At 33.8% G+C, this 16,529-nt stretch carries 18 protein-coding genes and 3 tRNA genes; 8 read left to right on the top strand and 13 right to left on the bottom strand.

Annotated elements, in window-relative coordinates:
- Nucleotides 1-191: 191 nt before the first annotated feature.
- On the top strand, nt 192-899 hold the full coding sequence (locus BLP44_RS11525) for a class I SAM-dependent methyltransferase (RefSeq protein ID WP_091133075.1): 708 nt from the start codon (nt 192-194) through the stop codon (nt 897-899).
- An 89-nt stretch (nt 900-988) separates the two neighbouring features.
- On the opposite strand, the gene BLP44_RS11520 is transcribed toward BLP44_RS11525, so the two are convergent.
- The 3 genes from BLP44_RS11520 to BLP44_RS11510 form a co-directional block, all read right to left on the bottom strand.
- Nucleotides 989-1,267 (bottom strand): putative quinol monooxygenase, encoded by a 279-nt coding sequence (locus BLP44_RS11520; RefSeq protein ID WP_008468761.1) that lies wholly within the window; start codon nt 1,265-1,267, stop codon nt 989-991.
- 2 nt (nt 1,268-1,269) lie between these two features.
- Nucleotides 1,270-1,875, bottom strand: a complete 606-nt coding sequence (locus BLP44_RS11515) for an NAD(P)H-dependent oxidoreductase (protein ID WP_091133072.1) — start codon at nt 1,873-1,875, stop codon at nt 1,270-1,272.
- A 294-nt stretch (nt 1,876-2,169) separates the two neighbouring features.
- On the bottom strand, nt 2,170-3,156 hold the full coding sequence (locus BLP44_RS11510; protein ID WP_091133068.1) for an aldo/keto reductase: 987 nt from the start codon (nt 3,154-3,156) through the stop codon (nt 2,170-2,172).
- A gap of 116 nt (nt 3,157-3,272) precedes the next feature.
- On the opposite strand from BLP44_RS11510, the gene BLP44_RS11505 reads away from it, so the two are divergent.
- Nucleotides 3,273-4,118, top strand: coding sequence for an AraC family transcriptional regulator (locus BLP44_RS11505; protein ID WP_008468767.1), 846 nt, complete (start codon nt 3,273-3,275; stop codon nt 4,116-4,118).
- Nucleotides 4,119-4,253: 135 nt separating this feature from the next.
- On the opposite strand, the gene BLP44_RS11500 is transcribed toward BLP44_RS11505, so the two are convergent.
- Together BLP44_RS11500 and BLP44_RS11495 are read right to left on the bottom strand one after the other, a co-directional pair.
- Entirely contained in the window at nt 4,254-5,015 is a 762-nt protein-coding gene (locus tag BLP44_RS11500) for a C40 family peptidase (protein WP_091133066.1), read from the bottom strand.
- A 68-nt stretch (nt 5,016-5,083) separates the two neighbouring features.
- Nucleotides 5,084-6,262: an acetyl-CoA C-acyltransferase gene (locus BLP44_RS11495; RefSeq protein ID WP_091133062.1), complete on the bottom strand. Its 1,179-nt coding sequence runs from the start codon at nt 6,260-6,262 to the stop codon at nt 5,084-5,086.
- Between the two features lie 237 nt (nt 6,263-6,499).
- On the opposite strand from BLP44_RS11495, the gene BLP44_RS11490 reads away from it, so the two are divergent.
- The 3 genes from BLP44_RS11490 to BLP44_RS11480 all read left to right on the top strand — a co-directional run bounded on the left by BLP44_RS11490 (nt 6,500) and on the right by BLP44_RS11480 (nt 6,762).
- Nucleotides 6,500-6,583, top strand: a tRNA-Ser gene (locus BLP44_RS11490).
- 14 nt (nt 6,584-6,597) lie between these two features.
- Nucleotides 6,598-6,672: transfer RNA gene (locus BLP44_RS11485), tRNA-Pro, on the top strand.
- Nucleotides 6,673-6,688: 16 nt separating this feature from the next.
- Nucleotides 6,689-6,762 (top strand) — tRNA-Arg (locus BLP44_RS11480).
- 283 nt (nt 6,763-7,045) lie between these two features.
- Here BLP44_RS11480 and BLP44_RS11475 read toward each other — a convergent pair.
- The 5 genes from BLP44_RS11475 to BLP44_RS11455 all read right to left on the bottom strand — a co-directional run bounded on the left by BLP44_RS11475 (nt 7,046) and on the right by BLP44_RS11455 (nt 11,619).
- Entirely contained in the window at nt 7,046-7,618 is a 573-nt protein-coding gene (locus BLP44_RS11475) for a hypothetical protein (protein WP_091133058.1), read from the bottom strand.
- Between the two features lie 65 nt (nt 7,619-7,683).
- Nucleotides 7,684-8,262: a Crp/Fnr family transcriptional regulator gene (locus BLP44_RS11470; RefSeq protein WP_091133055.1), complete on the bottom strand. Its 579-nt coding sequence runs from the start codon at nt 8,260-8,262 to the stop codon at nt 7,684-7,686.
- Nucleotides 8,263-8,346: 84 nt separating this feature from the next.
- Nucleotides 8,347-9,120, bottom strand: a complete 774-nt coding sequence (locus BLP44_RS11465) for a ThuA domain-containing protein (RefSeq protein WP_091133051.1) — start codon at nt 9,118-9,120, stop codon at nt 8,347-8,349.
- Nucleotides 9,121-9,147: 27 nt separating this feature from the next.
- Nucleotides 9,148-10,917 (bottom strand): glycoside hydrolase family 9 protein, encoded by a 1,770-nt coding sequence (locus BLP44_RS11460; protein WP_091133048.1) that lies wholly within the window; start codon nt 10,915-10,917, stop codon nt 9,148-9,150.
- A 426-nt stretch (nt 10,918-11,343) separates the two neighbouring features.
- The gene (locus BLP44_RS11455; RefSeq protein WP_008468781.1) at nt 11,344-11,619 is read right to left on the bottom strand and encodes a hypothetical protein; all 276 of its coding nucleotides are present in this window, start codon (nt 11,617-11,619) and stop codon (nt 11,344-11,346) included.
- Nucleotides 11,620-11,741: 122 nt separating this feature from the next.
- Here BLP44_RS11455 and BLP44_RS11450 point away from each other — a divergent pair, with 122 nt between their 5' ends.
- Together BLP44_RS11450 and BLP44_RS11445 are read left to right on the top strand one after the other, a co-directional pair.
- Nucleotides 11,742-12,065: a helix-turn-helix domain-containing protein gene (locus BLP44_RS11450; RefSeq protein WP_119792011.1), complete on the top strand. Its 324-nt coding sequence runs from the start codon at nt 11,742-11,744 to the stop codon at nt 12,063-12,065.
- 170 nt (nt 12,066-12,235) lie between these two features.
- Nucleotides 12,236-13,339 carry a fatty acid desaturase family protein gene (locus BLP44_RS11445; protein WP_091133045.1) on the top strand — a complete coding sequence of 368 codons (1,104 nt, stop codon included), beginning with the start codon at nt 12,236-12,238 and terminating at the stop codon, nt 13,337-13,339.
- Nucleotides 13,340-13,398: 59 nt separating this feature from the next.
- Here BLP44_RS11445 and BLP44_RS11440 read toward each other — a convergent pair whose 3' ends face one another.
- Nucleotides 13,399-13,920: a hypothetical protein gene (locus BLP44_RS11440; RefSeq protein WP_091133042.1), complete on the bottom strand. Its 522-nt coding sequence runs from the start codon at nt 13,918-13,920 to the stop codon at nt 13,399-13,401.
- A 205-nt stretch (nt 13,921-14,125) separates the two neighbouring features.
- On the opposite strand from BLP44_RS11440, the gene BLP44_RS11435 reads away from it, so the two are divergent.
- On the top strand, nt 14,126-14,773 hold the full coding sequence (locus BLP44_RS11435; protein WP_091133038.1) for a M15 family metallopeptidase: 648 nt from the start codon (nt 14,126-14,128) through the stop codon (nt 14,771-14,773).
- 3 nt (nt 14,774-14,776) lie between these two features.
- On the opposite strand, the gene BLP44_RS11430 is transcribed toward BLP44_RS11435, so the two are convergent.
- Complete coding sequence (locus BLP44_RS11430) at nt 14,777-15,343, bottom strand: hypothetical protein (RefSeq protein ID WP_008468792.1); 567 nt, start codon at nt 15,341-15,343, stop codon at nt 14,777-14,779.
- A gap of 4 nt (nt 15,344-15,347) precedes the next feature.
- Complete coding sequence (locus BLP44_RS11425) at nt 15,348-16,529, bottom strand: THUMP-like domain-containing protein (protein WP_091133035.1); 1,182 nt, start codon at nt 16,527-16,529, stop codon at nt 15,348-15,350.

The raw sequence follows: 16,529 nt of genomic DNA, 5'->3' as shown, positions 1-16,529 counted from the left end.
TAAAGTATTTATGGAAAGAATAGTTTTGAAAAAGCAAAAAAATAAGTCTCTCGCAGATTTAGCAGATAGGGCAGATTGTTAATTAATTTTATTAAAATCATTTCTAATCACAAATATTCCGATCATACAATAGCAAAAATATCCCCTAAATCTGCTGAATCTGCGAGAGTTAAAAAAAAAAAACAAAAGACATGAAAAAATCAACTATTGCCGAAATCAAAGAACGATTTGACCATGATGTCGAACGATTTTCAAATTTAGAAACGGGACAAGTCGCCACAATCGACGCGACTATTTCTTTGGAATTAATAACTGAAGCTTCAAAACGCATTGTTCCGAATGCTACAAATGTTTTGGATGTTGGCTGTGGAGCTGGAAATTATACTTTAAAAATGTTATCTAAAGTGCCAAATTTGAATTGTACGTTAGTCGATTTGAGTTTGCCAATGTTAGATCGTGCTTTTGAAAGAGTTTCGGCAGAAACGAACGGAAAAGTTGAAATCAAACAAGGCGATATCCGCGAAATTGTTTTAGAAGAAAATAGTTTTGATATTATTTTGGCTGGAGCAGTTTTGCATCATTTAAGGGATGATGAAGATTGGGAAACGACTTTTACTAAATTATTCAAATTATTAAAACCAGGAGGTTGTTTGATGATTTCGGATTTAATAACTCAAGACACAGAATTATTGAACGAATATACGTGGCAACGCTATGGCGAATATTTAGAAGGAATAGGAGGGGCAGAATATCGCCAGAAAGTTTTGGATTATATCGAAAAAGAAGATTCGCCTAGATCGATGAATTACCAATTGGATTTGATGAAAAAAGTAGGTTTTTCAAAAGTCGAAATTTTGCATAAAAATATGTGTTTCGGAGCTTTTGGAGGAATTAAATAAGTTTTGTTCGCCACGAATTCACGAATTGATCTAAAATCTTTGCGCATAGATTTTAAAAAATAAATTCGTGAATTCGTGGCTATAAGGACTTATAAAATCTGCGCGGTTTTGTAAACCTGAATTGGGCTCGAAACCAGATTTTCAGTTTTTTTTATGAATTCTTGCAAATAAGATTGATTGTTATGCAAGTCTAATCCTGGCTGATCTTTCCATTCTTCCCAAAGAATAAAAACATTTTCGGAAGTGTGTAAATCGTAACGAATACATGCCGCTTCTTTTCTAGTTTCGGTTACTAGATGTGTCAGCAGGTTTTTAACTTCAATTAAATGCTCTGGTTTACTTTTTAAAATTGCGGTAATCGAAATCATAATTATAAGTTTTTAAAAGTTTGCTCTAAATGTTTCGTATAATTCTCTTTAAAGATAACGATATTTTCTGGTGTAGCACCTTTTTCAACATCATGAAAATGAAATCCGTTTAGGCGTTCCATTCCAGTGAATTTGTTCATTTTATGGAAGCCAAACATTACGCCGTCATCAACAGAAGTTTCTTCGAAGAATTCACCTGGAAGTGTAAAAGCTGTTGCAGGTGCATTCCAGCTTGTCGTCAGCATGTATTTGCGTCCGTGTAGAAGTCCGCCAGTTCCGTAATTGATGTCTGGATTTACGCGGCTTCTTCCGTCGCTTTTGTAGATTCCGTTGTTGTGTCCTTGTGTGAAAACATCGTCGATGTATTTTTTGAAAAGGTTTGGCAATTGAAACCACCAAACTGGTGTGTGGTAGATAATTAAATCTGCCCAAACGAATTTTTCTACTTCTTCTTGTAAATCGATTTGATCTTCGATGTGTGTTGTTTTTATTTCGTAATCGTTGTTTTTTGAAAGAAATTCGATTGTCCAATCTTGAACAGTTTTATTGAATTTTCCTCCTGAATGAGCAAATTTCTGCCCGCCGTTAATTATAAATATCTTTTTCATTTTAATTGTTGTTTCTTATGAAAATGGACGCGTGAGGGATAGGAGCGATATCCTTTTTCTTTTTTCTTTAAAAAGAAAAAGATTTAGCGGATAGCCCGGTTCGCCGCGGCGAAACACGCCCAAATTATTTTAATTGTTGAGATTTTTTTTAACACATAGAAACATAGATTTTTCTTTCTGAAAAAGGGAATGGAAAGAACTAGTTTCTAACACATAGCTCTATGTTTGTTGATGCAAGTGAAACGCCTTTGTAGACAAAGTAAGACTATGTTTCTACGTGTTAAAAAAAGAGAATTATTTTATTTTAGCAATCGCCTGATTGATGAATTCTAATTCTGAAGCAGATAAGTCAAAATCCATTGTTTTGGCGTTTGAAATAGCTTGTTCTGCGTTTCTTGCTCCAGCTAAAACAATTGAAATTCCTTTTTGTAAAGTTGTCCAGCGTAAAACCAATTGTGATAAGCTTGCTTCTTTTGCGTGTGCTAAAGAAGTTAATTCTTCAACCAAAGTTTTTACTTTTTGAAGATCAAATTGATTGAAATATCCGTTTCTGTGGTCGTTTTCTTTTAATTTGCTGTCAGTGAAATATTTTCCAGTCAATAAACCTCTTTCCATAGGACTGTAAGCAATGATTCCGATATTTTCTGCAACTGTGAAAGGAATTAGTTCTTCTTCAATTTTACGATTTAGCATGCTGTATGCCACTTGATTTGAAGCCACTTGAATTGTTTTTTGTGCTTCCTGAATTTGTGCCACATTGTAATTACTTACTCCGAAAGCTCTGATTTTTCCTTGCTGAATTAAGCTTTCAGCAGCTTCCATTGTTTCAGATATTGGTGTTGTGGAGTCTGGCCAGTGAATTTGCAGTAAATCAATATAATCAGTTTGAAGACGTTTTAAACTTTCTTCAACTTCTTTGATTACGTTAGCTTTTGATGAATATTTGTAAACGGGAACTTTTTTGCCATTGTCGTCAGCGTCGAAAAAGTAATCCCCTTTTCCGTTATTGCTTCCGTCCCAAACCAAACCGAATTTAGTAAGCAATTGAATTTTAGAACGATCGTAAAGTTTTATAGCTTCTCCGATCATTTCTTCGCTTAAACCAAATCCGTAAAAAGGAGCTGTGTCAATTGTAGTAACGCCGTGATCGATAGAAGCCTGAACAGATGCTATTGAGTCTTTCTTTTCTGTTCCGCCCCACATGGTTCCGCCAATGGCAAATGCACCGTATGTAATAGCTGATAATTCAAGTTCTGAGTTGCCTAATTTTCTATATTCCATGATTGTAATTTTATTTTGATTAATTTGACGAGGCAAAATTATACTGTTTTTATGATTCTTATTTGGTATATATTTGTCTTTTTTAGGTATATTTGCATCTTCAAATAAATGGAATTATGAAAAAAGAAAACTTATACGAACCTTTTACGGTTTCTTTTGAGACGCTAACTGAATATCCAGATGTTGGAGATCGTCATAATTTTTTTGAATTAGTATATATTCTTCAAGGTACAGGAAGACAGTGTATTAATAAGAATATTTTTGAATATGATCCAGGACATTTGTTCTTATTAACGCCAGAGGATTGTCATAATTTTACCATTGAAACCGAAACGAAATTTTTCTTTTTGAGGTTTAATGATATTTATTTAAAGAATTCGAGTCTGCAGAATGAAAATATTCAGCGATTGGAGTACATTCTTCAAAATGCCAATCATCAGCCGGGTTGTATTCTAAAAAATGATCCTGACAAATGTTTGGTAAAAGTAATGATCGAAGCCATTTGCCGCGAACATCAAGATAAGGATGTTTACAATCAGGAATTGATTCAGCAATTAGTAAATACACTAATTATTATAGTGGCAAGAAATATTGCAAAATATCTTCCTGAACAGGTTAATATTGGAACTGAAGCGAAAGCGATGGATATTCTGCAATACATTCAGAACAATATCTATTATCCTGAAAAAATTAAAGCAGAATCAATTAGCGATTATTTCGGAATTTCGAATACGTATTTAGGTCGTTATTTTAAGAAGCATGCTAGTGAAACGATGCAGCAGTATATCAGTAATTATAAAACAAAACTGATTGAACACCGTTTGCAATTCAGCGATAAGCGTATTAATGAAATTGCGTACGAGTTTGGTTTTACGGATGAAAGCCACTTTAATAAGTTTTTCAGAAAACAAAAAGGCTATAGTCCGTCTGAATTTAGAAAGTCGATTCGATTAAGTGCTTAAGTCTTTTTTGCCACGAATTCACGAATTCACGCTAATTTTTTAGGCTTTTTTTATTTCGCAGAAAGTACTAAAAATAAAAAATCCGTGTAAATCCGCGTTTTCGCAAAGCGAATCTGTTTTATCCGCGTACTTTAATTAGATAATTTTTTTGATAACACGAAGTTTATGAGTGTGTTTGTTTAATTCTGGATTGTAAATTCCGGTATGGTCTAAACGGTCAATGCGTACTTTTCCACTTGCGTGAATAATGTAGTTGTTTTCCATTATGATGCCGACATGGGTAATATTTCCTTCATCATTATCAAAAAAGGCCAAATCGCCTGGTTCGCATTCTTCAATAAAACTCAAAGGATCTCCTTCTAGTGCTTGCTGAGAAGCGTCTCTATGAATTTTGTAGCCATTTAGTTTGTAAACCATTTGGGTAAAACCAGAACAATCAATTCCAAAAGGAGTTTTTCCGCCCCACAAATACGGAGCATTCAAATACATAAAAGCGGTTTTGATTAATGCGCTTTTAGGTTTTGTACCGCTGGTTTTAGTTCCTTCAAAATCAAAGTTTGAAGTATTGATTTCGCTGTTGTTTAAAAAAGATAAGGAAGCTCCAAGCGGAATAGGAAGCAATAGGTTGTTTGGCGCTGTGATGTAATCAATTAAATCTGCATTTAAAATAATTGACTCTTTACTCAAGAGATCAAATTGCTCTTTGGTGATTTCTTGATATTGTTTAGAATCGACCCAGCCTTCGTAGTCGTCAAACTGAATTCTTATTCGAGCCCATTGATTGTGGCGTTCTAAAATTTCGATGTGTTCGCCAAACAAAAGCTGTGTCACGATTTCACTTCTGTCACTAGCTTCAGCTCGAACGGGTACTATGGCAAGATTGCAAATTCCAAACATGTAAGGAAAATTATAAAGTTAAAAATCAGGAGTTACGTTTATAACTCCTGATTTTTTTAGATATTGTTTTAAGCTCTTTCGATAACAATTGCTGATGCGCCACCACCACCGTTGCAAATTGCAGCAGCTCCAGTTTTTGCATTATTTTGTTCTAAAACATTTAGTAAAGTTACAATAATACGTGCTCCAGAAGCTCCCAGAGGATGTCCTAAAGAAACAGCGCCACCGTTTACGTTTACTTTATCGTTATCAAGGTTTAATATTTTTGCATTGGCTAATCCAACAACAGAGAAAGCTTCGTTAAATTCGAAGAAATCAACATCTGAAATTGAGATTCCTGCTTTGTCCAAGGCTTTTGGTAACGCTTTTGCTGGACTTGTTGTAAACCATTTTGGTTCTTGAGCCGCATCTGCATAACCTTTTATGTATGCTAATGGTTTTAAACCTAATGCATTTGCTTTTTCTTCAGACATTAAAACCAAAGCAGCAGCTCCGTCATTAATTGTAGAAGCATTTGCTGCAGTTACAGTTCCGTCTTTTGTAAAAACAGGTGCTAAAGATGGAATTTTATCTAATTTCACATTAGTATATTCTTCGTCTTTAGAGAATATAATAGGTTCGCCGCGTCTTTGAGGCACTTCAACAGGAACGACTTCATTATCAAATTTTCCAGCATCCCAAGCTTTTGCACTTCTTTCGTATGATTGGATAGCGAAAGCGTCTTGTTCTTCACGGCTGATTTTGTATTCAGAGGCACACAAATCAGCGCAAACTCCCATTGCGTTGTTGTCGTAAGCATCTGTCAAACCATCTTTCTGCATTCCGTCCAGCATAGTTGCTGGGCCAAATTTGTTTCCAGCACGCATTTGCACATAGTGCGGGATTAAGCTCATGCTTTCCATTCCGCCCGCTACTACAATTTCAGCGTCACCGCATGCGATTGCTTGAGCGGCAAACATTACGGCTTTCATTCCAGAAGCACATACTTTGTTTACTGTTGTCGCAGCGACTTCTTCAGACAGACCAGCAAAAAGTGCTGCTTGACGTGCCGGAGCTTGTCCAACACCTGCCTGAATTACATTCCCCATGAAAACTTCATCGACTAATTTTGGGTCAAGGTTAATTTTTGAAAGGGCTCCTTTTATAGCAGCAGCGCCTAATTTTGGTGCAGGTACAGTAGATAACCCGCCCATGAAACTTCCGATAGGTGTTCTAACGGCAGAAACGATAACAACTCTTTTGTTCATTTTCTGTTTAATAATAGTTAGTAAGCAAATTTACTCTTTATTTGAATAAATTCAAACTTTGTATTGAATAGTGAATTTTAAATTTAAGGTGAAATTTTTGTTAATTCTATTTGTTTGATTGTGAAGCGGTTTTGAAAAAAGATGAAAAAAAACTAAAAAAACTCAAAAAAAAGCTTGTGAGAAAAGGAATGTTGTTATACATTTGCACTCGCAAAACGGAAGCAATTCCTTGAGCAAGGAGAGGTGCCAGAGCGGTAATGGAGCAGATTGCTAATCTGTCGACGGGTAACCGTCGCCAGGGTTCGAGTCCCTGTCTCTCCGCTTAAATTTTGCCTCGGGGTGTAGCGTAGCCCGGTTATCGCGCCTGCTTTGGGAGCAGGAGGCCGCAGGTTCGAATCCTGCCACCCCGACTACAATTGAAATAATGGACGCATAGCTCAGCTGGATAGAGCACCTGCCTTCTAAGCAGGCGGTCGAAGGTTCGAATCCTTCTGCGTTCACAATAAGCCACTCAAATCGAGTGGCTTTTTGTTTTATAACATTTTTACCGAGTACGCAATAAATTACCGTATTATAAAAAATAAGGACAATCTATTGTATAAATAAAGAGCCACTTAATTAAGCGGCTCTTTATACTAGTTCTTCTGACTCATCTTAAAATAAGTCGATTTTGTACCAACTCATTTTAGGGACAACTCATTTTTATTGGCATCCTGTTAAATATAGTGTGGGTAGTTTTCTTTTTTAAGTTGATATAGTGGTTGTTTGCTATAATTATTTTTGTTAGCAGCATCGAATATTTTGTCTTAGATTTTCCCAATAAAGTCTAGTTTTTGAAAAGCATAAAAAAATATGAACGATTGCAATGATGGTCGCCCCTGGTAAAAGATTACCTATAACTGTATGGAATAATTTAGAATTTTGATATTCAGCGATGCTGGGTATAATGATAATGCCATCATTTCCATATTTTAACTTCAGCGATAAAAATACTGCTATTGAGGCAAAATGAAATCCGTTGACAAACAGATGAAGAATGTATTCCCAGCGAGGAAGTCCTCCCATGAATTTCCTACTGTCTTTTTCAATGTATGCATCAATGCCAAGGACTAAAAGATCTAGAATTACTGCCACTATACCAATAATAAAGCTAATTTGACAGTTTTGTTGCAGAAACAAGAAATATAAAATTGCTGGAAAGAAAATTGCTCTCAATGTATGTGTGAAGTGTTCTGTTCTGCTTTCGGTATGATTGTGAAGTCTGTATTTGAAAATATGAAGATAGAGTCCATCATATACTGCAAGTATAGAAAAAAGAATGATTAAAACTGTGTTAATGATAATTGCTGTTTCCATTTATTTTGAATTTAATAGAAAGCAAAATAATATGATTATCATTTCGTTTAAAAGGGCAAATGTCCTCAAATTCCTTGGGCAATTTTTTTTCTGATTCTGCTGAGAGTTCTACGTGTTATCCCAAGATAACTTGCAATGTCATTTACAGAAGCCTTATTTATGACGGTGGGTTGCTCTTTGAGTAAACGTAAATATTTTTCTTTTGCGGTTTCGTTACACAGAACGCTTGCGTACTGCTCCATTACCAAATATTGTCTTTCGGCAATTGTCCTTCCAATATTCTGCCAGAGAGGACTCTGGAGGTAGAGATTCTGAAGATGATCGTAGCTGATTGTTATGAGCTCCGTATCTTCGACAGCTTGAATAGAGAGTTCTGATGGCTCCTGTGAGATAAAGCTTTTGTATGAAGTTGTTAAATTATTTTCCGTGCAGAAGCAGTAAGTTACCTCTTCAGATTTGTCATTTATGTAATACGTTCGAAGTAATCCTTTCTTTATAAAACCGACCTTTTTTGAGATTTTGCCAATCTCGGAAAAATAATCGTTTTTGGTTAAAGTTATTGCCTTGAAATAGGATTTGTAGTTTTCGAATTCCTGATCAGTGATGGGGACGATGCTCTTTAAAAATAATCTAAAACTTTCCATAAATGAATTTTTATTTGAATCACAGCTTAAAATTGTTTATTTCTTGATGACTTGCAAAAATAGCAATTATGTGTAATATTGAGTTTATCTTTTGCCGGCTGCCCAGAAAATAGAATTTCGAAGTAGGGTGGTATATGCTTCGTTTTGGAATAATTCTGGCGCGTGTCCCATAAAAATATAAACGTTTCGTGAAGGAAACTTATCGTTTGTCCAGACTACGGGATGATCTCCCATTTTTATTTTTGAATCTGGCTGGTAAGTCGATTCGTCAACTGAAGCTAAAACATGAACATTCGGTCTCGGACTTTTATCATAGGTATACCATTCTTCTTTTTGAATAATGAAATCAGAAGGAATTCCTTTAGTTACAGGATGAGATTTATCTTCTACATTTACTTTTCCGCTTGCAAAATCGGGTATGTAATTCACAAATCTGATTCCGCCCATAAAATCAGAAAACCATTTCCAAATAGGATACCCGTCAAACTCTCCAAGCAAAGTAGCATGATGCAAGCCCACCCATCCGCCTTTTCCGCTGTTCATATATTTTTGAAATGCCTGCATTGATTCTTCGCTCCACGTATAAGGTGGATAGTCTAATTGTATAAAAACTTGATATTGTTTTAAAAGATTTTCATTGATTGTTTTGGTGTTTTCGATATAGTCAATGGTAAAACTGCTGTCGATGGCGAGTTTGTTTAGCCAAGGTTTTGCGGCTTTGGTAAATGGAAGATGATGTCCGCCATTTTCATATAAAACTAAAGCTTTAAAACGTGATTTTTTTTGTTTTTGAGCCAGACAATCTTGCTGAAAGAAACAACTTAAAATAAGTAAAATGAATGCTATTGAGTTTTTCATGGAAATAATTTAGTAAATCGAATTAATTTACGGTTCAACAATTGCAGTTATTGCCTGTAAAAACCATGCTGAATGCGGAATCCATTGTTCGGTCCAGCGCCATTCATTGCCTTTGTCTTCCATTTTGAAATCGATTCCAGAACCGTCTCCATTTCCATCTTTCCCCGTAATACCGTTAGAAATACCGCCTTTTTCAGATCCGTGACCGTAATTAGAGTGCATATAAGGAACATTGTTCTCGCCAAATTTGTACAAAAAACACATAGAATACGGATTGCAACCTAAAATCCATGATAGTTGCTGTGACGCATATAAATCTAGCGATTTTTTTGTGGTGTTGTTTTTTTGTAGTGAAATGCTTTTTCCGCCTTCTATCGCTGCTGTAGCCAATGAAGCCAATCTTGCATTTTCGCCTTGCCACCACCAGCCAGTTTCATTATCATGCGGAATAAAAAATCCGTCTTGAATTTTATCATTATATAAAAAACTTTGCCTAGCGTAACCAAATGGATTAGTGACATTGTTGCTAACGGCTAAATTGTATTCCAAAGCTTTTTTGATAACATTTTCTGCCGCAATTCTTTCTTTACTGTCAGATTCTTTTTTCAGATATCTGGTTAGTGCCACAATAGGTAAACCAGCATCGGCTGCATGCCAAAACGGACGATTTGCATCATTACTTCTAAACCAACCTTTGTCTGTCATTCGGTTTTCAAGTTTATGAGCCCATTTTCTGGCTTCGTCTTTATAAAAATTTTCATTCGTGGCTATCCATAATTCTGTGGTTGCCATCAAAGCACAATAATCATCTATGATGTTTTCTTTTCCGTCATCATCATATTTCGTATTATTAATTAAAAGGTGTGCATAAGCTCTTTTCGCTCCGTCTAGATATTGTTTTGAAGTGAAATCACCGTTTTTATTCCATTTTGAAATTCTGGCAAGTGACGCGATTGCCATTCCAGCGCCTTCGCGAAAAGCAGATTGATATTCGTCAGTAGTAACGCTATTGGCTTTTAATCCAACAATTCTTCTTGCTGCAGGGTTTTTGTCAAAATAGCTAAATACTATCATATAAAAATAATCTTCATCAGAAAGACAGCGCATCATATAATCGGCTCCCCAAATGGCTTCGTTATCGAGAGAATCTTTTATTTTCCAATGTACGAGCTTTTTTGAAATGCTTTCGGATGTGTTTATAAGTGACCAAGTTACCAAAGGGGTCTGTTGCGGAGATACAAAATTAGCGTAGGCTAAATGCGAAAAATACTTGCTCACATCTCCAGATGCATCGCACCATCCGCCGTGAACATCTACTTTTTTTGTGCTTCCAAACAATAACATGTTTTTGTCAGCTTCCAGTTCTTCGGGAGTGTTGGCTCTTTGTTTGTTATAATAGTGTACAATAGAAGAAATGGTTCGTTTTGCTAATATGTCTTCTTCAATTGAAAAGCGGGCTGAAGTATAAATTTGATCTGTAATTTTAAATGATACTTTGTAGTTCCCTGGTTTTTGAAGAGAAGAAAAATCGGCTTTGTAATAAAAGTTACCCAGTTTCCAGTCGTCGACACTTTCTGCCTTTCCAATTTTAGACGTGAAAACTGTTTTTCCAGAATCAGCATCTATAATGTCAAAAGTTGAATTCAAAAGATTGCTTTGATGTTCAATAATAGCAATTTTTGGACTTTTTGGATCAAAGCCAACTTGATTTACATGGATGATAGTTTTGCTATAAGCTGAAATAGAAAAGAGCAAAACTATTAAGATGCATCTTAGTTGTTTTCTAAATTTTAGCATGGTTTTTTATTTTTTTTCGCTTGTAGAAAGAGCAAATTACAAAAAAGGGCCATTTTTTCTTAGACGAATAGTTTAAGGCTTAAAATAGAAAATTTGCTATACAAACAAGTTTTATAAGGGTTTATGCTGTATTTGGAAAACCTATGATGTGTATTTGATGTGATTTTTATGAAATGATTAGGACTTTTTTAATTCATTATCCTTTTCACATTTTCCATTTGATTAAAGCATCTAGAATGAATTTCAAGACCTTCTATATACTGTTCGAGGCTCATTCCGTATAAATTTGGAATGTTTTCTAAATTGTTTTCGTTTGAGGACGAGATCTTAAATTGGTTTTGAAAAGATTCGGAAAGGTTATTTTCTTTTTGGTTGTTATGATGAGTTGTCATAAATGGCTTTGGTTGAAATGGTTGTAGTATGTTTTTAAGATTGCGAGGTTAAAAGTTTTATTTTTTCTATTGCAAGTTTATTCTCGTTTGCAACTTCTACTAATGCAAGCAAAATGTCGTTTCTGAGTATGGTTTTATTTCTGACGTTTCGAATTAATGATTTACTTGGAGCAGGCTGCCCTTTTTTTACGATACAAGCAATTGTAAGATCCACATACGTAACGGGTAAATGCTTATCTATAAATTCATAAGCTTTTTTATTGTGAGAATTATCTTCTTTAAAATTGCTATTATTGATTAATTTTGACATATATTTGCTAATAATTATTTGTATGTATTTTATTACGTGTAAATGTAAGAATAATATTATATTATTTATTCTTTTTTATGTTAAAAAATATATTATAGCTATATTTTGTTTGAATTTTAATAATGATGTATCACGAGAAACTAAGTAAATTCTTTAAGGATAAAGGATTAAAGCAAAAGGAAGTAGGGGCAATTTTAGGATTTAGCCCTGCAATGATTGGAAGATATTTGCACGGAACAGCTAGTATAGGTTCTGAGTTTATTATTAGCTTAAGTAAAAATTTTCCAGATGTGGATTTGAATGATCTTTTTGCCGATGAGCAAAATAAGGTTAATGAAGTTGGGCCAGTGTACGAGAAGCAGAATATCTTGAATGACTTACAAGAAATTGAAGGTCGTATTCATAATATTCGCCTTCGTCTGGCAGACAAAAAGTTTGAGGAATGATAGAATGTTTTCCAAAAAGTATCTAACAATTTAAAATGTCACAGTATTAATTAAACCGCTCTTTTTGAGTGGTTTTTTTGTTTAAAATACCCCTTTTTTATTTAAATCTACGCTTACAGTTTAAGTTTTTTTTTACTAAATTTGATTAACAATTTCTAGCAGTAACCAATATGGAAAAATTAAAACGACCGGTTTATGTTAAACCAGGAGCAGATGATTTTTTTAAAAAGATGCGTTTAGAAGTGAATGAAACGGTCTTAAAAAACTCGTCTTTGTATGTATTAAACGTTGTGAAGTCTTTAGGGCTTCTGGCAGTATTTTTTTTGTTCTACGCCTGTATTTTAATTTTCGGAAACCAGACACCTTTTTTATTTCTTTTTTACATTTTGTCTGGAATTACAATGATCGTTTTGTTTATAAATGCTTTTCATGATGCTGCACATGGAGCTTTGTTTAAAAAGCCAAAGCATAATGAATGGTTTTTATATGTATTAGAACTCTTCGGGAGTAATCACTGGCTTTGGATGCGACGCCATATAAGTCTGCATCATGCGTATCCAAACGTACCAGATTGGGACGTAGATATCAAACAGAGCGATATTATTAGAATATTTCCAAATAGTCCGCTGTTTAATTATCATAAGTATCAGCACATTTACATGTGGTTTATTTATCCTTTTTACAGCCTCAATTGGCTTTATATTAGAGACTTTAAAGATTTCTTTGGAACTAAGGATAATTATGTAAAGAAAGTAGTAGATAAAATTCCGAGGCAAGAAGTGTATAGACTGTTTGCCGCTAAGATCATCAATCTTGTTTATTTGCTTTTTATCCCGATGATGTTGTTAAGCCAGCCTTGGTATATGGTGCTTTTTGCGTGGCTGTCAATGCATTTATGTGGTAGTGCGCTTGGCGTAGTGGCATTGGTTTCAACTCACGTTGACGAAGATGCTCATTTTCCGCATGCGGATGAAGACGGAAATCTTTCCGATACTTGGGTAATGCACCAAATGATTGTGACTAAAGATTTTAGTACAGAAAGCAAATTGGCTAATTTTCTTTATGGCGGGTTTACACACCATGTAGCGCATCATCTTTTTCCTGCAGTTGGACATACCTATTATCCTTATATTACGCCAATTATAAGACGTTATGCAGAGGAATACGGTCTGCCTTACACATCATATCCATTTTATCATGCTGTTCGATCTCATTTTAGAATGCTCAAAAACAAAGGTGTAAAAGAGAATATTTTAGTTACGGGAGAAATATAGTTTTCAAAATATTTAATAAAAAAAAAGCGGTTTTTAAGCCGCTTTTTTTATGATCGTAATTATTTTTTAAGTTCTGTATTCTCTTTTTTGATATTTAGATCTTTCAAGAAGTTACCATTTATTTCAATCTCAAAATTATCTTCTTTAAAAATGGTCAGTTTTGATTCTGAAAATTTATAGACGTTGATTTTATTGTTTTTAACGTCAATGTATAAATCATAAGAATAGGTGCCACAATCGTGCTGCTTACAACCCCAAGCATGGAGTATATTATCTTGTTTTTCAAAAGGGGTCTCGGTATTCCAGTTTTTTACCATTTGATCGTAATCAGATCCTAACAATTTTTTTAATCTCGGAGCCAAACTGCTTTTAGTTAAAAACTGTGTTCCAACGACACTTTTATCTACTAAATTATATAAAGTATCGTTCGGATTTATAGTAGTGCTGTCTGTCTTTAAGGTCTCAGTTTTTAGAGACGTGGAATCTGTTCTAGGAACTTCTTTTGCAATGTCTTTTTTGCATGAAAACAAGATTAAACTGCTAGCAATAACTATTGAAATGTATTTGGTTCTATAATTCATAATATAACTGATTTTAGAATGAATATTTTAGTTGCAAAGTTGTAATGGTCTAATTTTCATAAAGATATTAAAAATAATGTTTGTTTTGAAGTAATGTATGACGGGTTTTGAATTGAAAAAAATAAACTTAAAAATTTAAGATATTATCATAAGAACCAATTTTTAAGATTTTTTGTTTAACTTCAATTTTTAAAATTGTCTTACAATGAATCATACTTTCAAAATTTTAGTCTTTTTTCTTTTAGGAATAGGTTTTTTACAAGCTCAGAATGAAGTTTACACTTCTCCTGCAGAAGTTAAGATTTCTGATACTTCGTTTGTAAATCTAAGAGATTATAGCAATGATTTTGTTTATGATATGAAATATGCCACAGATGATAATTTCTTAAAAACTAAAGTTTATGATTGCGCTGAATGCATGCTTCGTTTAAAAACTGTAAAAGCCTTAATTGCGGCCAATAAGGATTTTTTGAAGAAAGGCTACAGAATCAAATTATATGATTGTTATAGGCCTTTAGATATTCAGAAAAAAATGTGGGAGATTGTATCGGATCCTATTTATGTGGCAGATCCAAAAAAAGGCTCCATTCATAACAGAGGAGGAGCCGTAGACATTTCTTTAGTAGATATAACAGGAAAAGAAGTCGATATGGGAACTTCTTTTGATTTTTTTGGAATTATGGCGAGTCATAATTTTAAACAGCTTTCAAAAGAAATTCTTTCTAATAGAGCTTATTTAAAAAAGACCATGATTAAAAATGGTTTCAACTCTTTTGATTCTGAGTGGTGGCATTATAATTTAAAAACAGGTTTAAAAGATAAAGTATCCAATCAGAAATGGAAATGCGATTAAAAATTACTCGACGCACCTGATATTGTCCATAAAATAAGTATTCGGATTAGTCACTTTTCCAGTTAGTTCCGAAGTAAGTTCTCGTTTTACGATATAATCTTCGGTATTCGTAAGATATTTAATTCGCATTATTGAAATTGGAGATTTTTTTAACTCTTCATAATTGTCTTTCATAAACATAAAAATCCCAGTATTGATTCGGTTGTCAAAACCTTTGTCATCACGAACAAGTGTGCCACAGTTTTCTTGATTAATGTGCATTAGAGTTACAATTTTTCCGTTTTCTAATTGCAAGAATATTTTCGAGTTTTTATCAAAACAATTTGCCTTAATAAAATCTTTGCTTTTTTGGATAGATTGAAGGTTTAATGTAGGCAAACCATCAGTTTGTGCTAAAGAGAAGAAAATATAATTAAAGCTTCCGCCAAAATATTTTTCACTCATTAAATATTCATTTGTTACTTTATAAGATCCGATAGAATCATTTACATTGACACTATATTCACATGGTTTTTGGGCAAATGCGGTAAAGGTTAATAAGAAAAGAGTTAGTGTAATTAATTGTTTCATTGTGTTAGATTATTTTGGTGCAAATTAAAACTATTTTGTTATCTTTTACATCTGTCGTAAAAAAACAATACAAATTACCTCCATTTTTTATTTTCCATTTTTTTCTAATGTTTTCTACAGTCTCAGGAAAATTACGAGTAGTGATATTTGCTTGTTTATTGGCTAGTTCATTTTTCATTTCGTTTTTGTTGTACGAAATGACTTTTTGAACCTCAAATTTTCTTCCTGGAAAATCAATTAAATGGTCTGAAGTATATAAATGCGAATGTTTATGCAGTTTATTAATCTGAAAAGCTGAGCTAACTTCATCAAAACCGCCAGATTTCATGATAGCGGCATTGGGCTCGTAGAGATATTGCTGAGGCAAACCATAAGAATGCGATATTGTTTCGCTTCCTAAAACAAATTCAAAAGTTTCTATTCTTTCTTTTAAGATATTGGACGTTTTTAAAGTTATTTCGCCTGTATATCCTTTGTGAATTTCAAAAAGCAGTTCTTTAACTTCGTTTTCTAGAGCAATGATGTGAATGTTCTTTACATTTTTTAATTCTGATAATCCTGCTGAAATATCCAGTAAAGGAGCAGTCTTGATTAAAATCGAATCTGATTTTTGAAAATAGAAATCAAGCAATTCAGGAACATTCGGCAGACAGTCTTTCAGCATAAAAACCTTGCCTTTACTGTCATTTCTTCGTGAAGGATCGATATAAATCCAGTCAAATTTTTGATTGGTTTCTTCTAAAAAATGAGTCGAATCGCCAGCATGAAAAACGCAATTTTCAACTTGCAATTTTTTAAAATTGTTTGAAACAATTGCAGATAATTCTTCATTTATTTCGCAATGTGTTATCGATTTAAATTTCTTAGAAAAATAATAATCGTCAACACCGTAGCCACCCGTTAAATCAATAAGAGATTCTCCAGCTATTAAAGAAGCTTTGTAAGATGCAGTTTTTTCTGAAGAAGTCTGTTCTACAGAAATCTTGCTTGGATAAATAATGTTTTCGGTAGCAAACCAAGTAGGAAGTTTTTCCTTTGCTTTTGTTCGGGCTTCAATTTGATTTAAAATTAAAATCCAATCCACTTCAGGAAACGGATTTTTCTGCAGCGCCAATTTTGTTATATCTGCACCAGTATTTTGAATTATATATTCTTGAATTTCTGGATGCAAAATAGGATTGTTCAA

It is taken from the genome of Flavobacterium anhuiense (genome assembly GCF_900101855.1).
Lineage (GTDB): Bacteria > Bacteroidota > Bacteroidia > Flavobacteriales > Flavobacteriaceae > Flavobacterium > Flavobacterium anhuiense.
Note: the sequence above shows the minus strand (reverse complement) of the source record. Positions and strands in the feature narration are given on the sequence as shown.

Coding starts and splice junctions, on each gene's coding strand:
- BLP44_RS11515 (WP_091133072.1), bottom strand. CDS start 1,875: ATGAAAAAGATATTTATAATTAACGGCGGGCAGAAATTTGCTCATTCA.
- BLP44_RS11470 (WP_091133055.1), bottom strand. CDS start 8,262: ATGGAAAGTTTTAGATTATTTTTAAAGAGCATCGTCCCCATCACTGAT.
- BLP44_RS11435 (WP_091133038.1), top strand. CDS start 14,126: ATGAATCATACTTTCAAAATTTTAGTCTTTTTTCTTTTAGGAATAGGT.
- BLP44_RS11500 (WP_091133066.1), bottom strand. CDS start 5,015: ATGTTTGGAATTTGCAATCTTGCCATAGTACCCGTTCGAGCTGAAGCT.
- BLP44_RS11445 (WP_091133045.1), top strand. CDS start 12,236: ATGGAAAAATTAAAACGACCGGTTTATGTTAAACCAGGAGCAGATGAT.
- BLP44_RS11465 (WP_091133051.1), bottom strand. CDS start 9,120: ATGAAAAACTCAATAGCATTCATTTTACTTATTTTAAGTTGTTTCTTT.
- BLP44_RS11450 (WP_119792011.1), top strand. CDS start 11,742: ATGATGTATCACGAGAAACTAAGTAAATTCTTTAAGGATAAAGGATTA.
- BLP44_RS11525 (WP_091133075.1), top strand. CDS start 192: ATGAAAAAATCAACTATTGCCGAAATCAAAGAACGATTTGACCATGAT.
- BLP44_RS11455 (WP_008468781.1), bottom strand. CDS start 11,619: ATGTCAAAATTAATCAATAATAGCAATTTTAAAGAAGATAATTCTCAC.
- BLP44_RS11475 (WP_091133058.1), bottom strand. CDS start 7,618: ATGGAAACAGCAATTATCATTAACACAGTTTTAATCATTCTTTTTTCT.
- BLP44_RS11510 (WP_091133068.1), bottom strand. CDS start 3,156: ATGGAATATAGAAAATTAGGCAACTCAGAACTTGAATTATCAGCTATT.
- BLP44_RS11460 (WP_091133048.1), bottom strand. CDS start 10,917: ATGCTAAAATTTAGAAAACAACTAAGATGCATCTTAATAGTTTTGCTC.
- BLP44_RS11440 (WP_091133042.1), bottom strand. CDS start 13,920: ATGAATTATAGAACCAAATACATTTCAATAGTTATTGCTAGCAGTTTA.
- BLP44_RS11520 (WP_008468761.1), bottom strand. CDS start 1,267: ATGATTTCGATTACCGCAATTTTAAAAAGTAAACCAGAGCATTTAATT.
- BLP44_RS11505 (WP_008468767.1), top strand. CDS start 3,273: ATGAAAAAAGAAAACTTATACGAACCTTTTACGGTTTCTTTTGAGACG.
- BLP44_RS11495 (WP_091133062.1), bottom strand. CDS start 6,262: ATGAACAAAAGAGTTGTTATCGTTTCTGCCGTTAGAACACCTATCGGA.
- BLP44_RS11430 (WP_008468792.1), bottom strand. CDS start 15,343: ATGAAACAATTAATTACACTAACTCTTTTCTTATTAACCTTTACCGCA.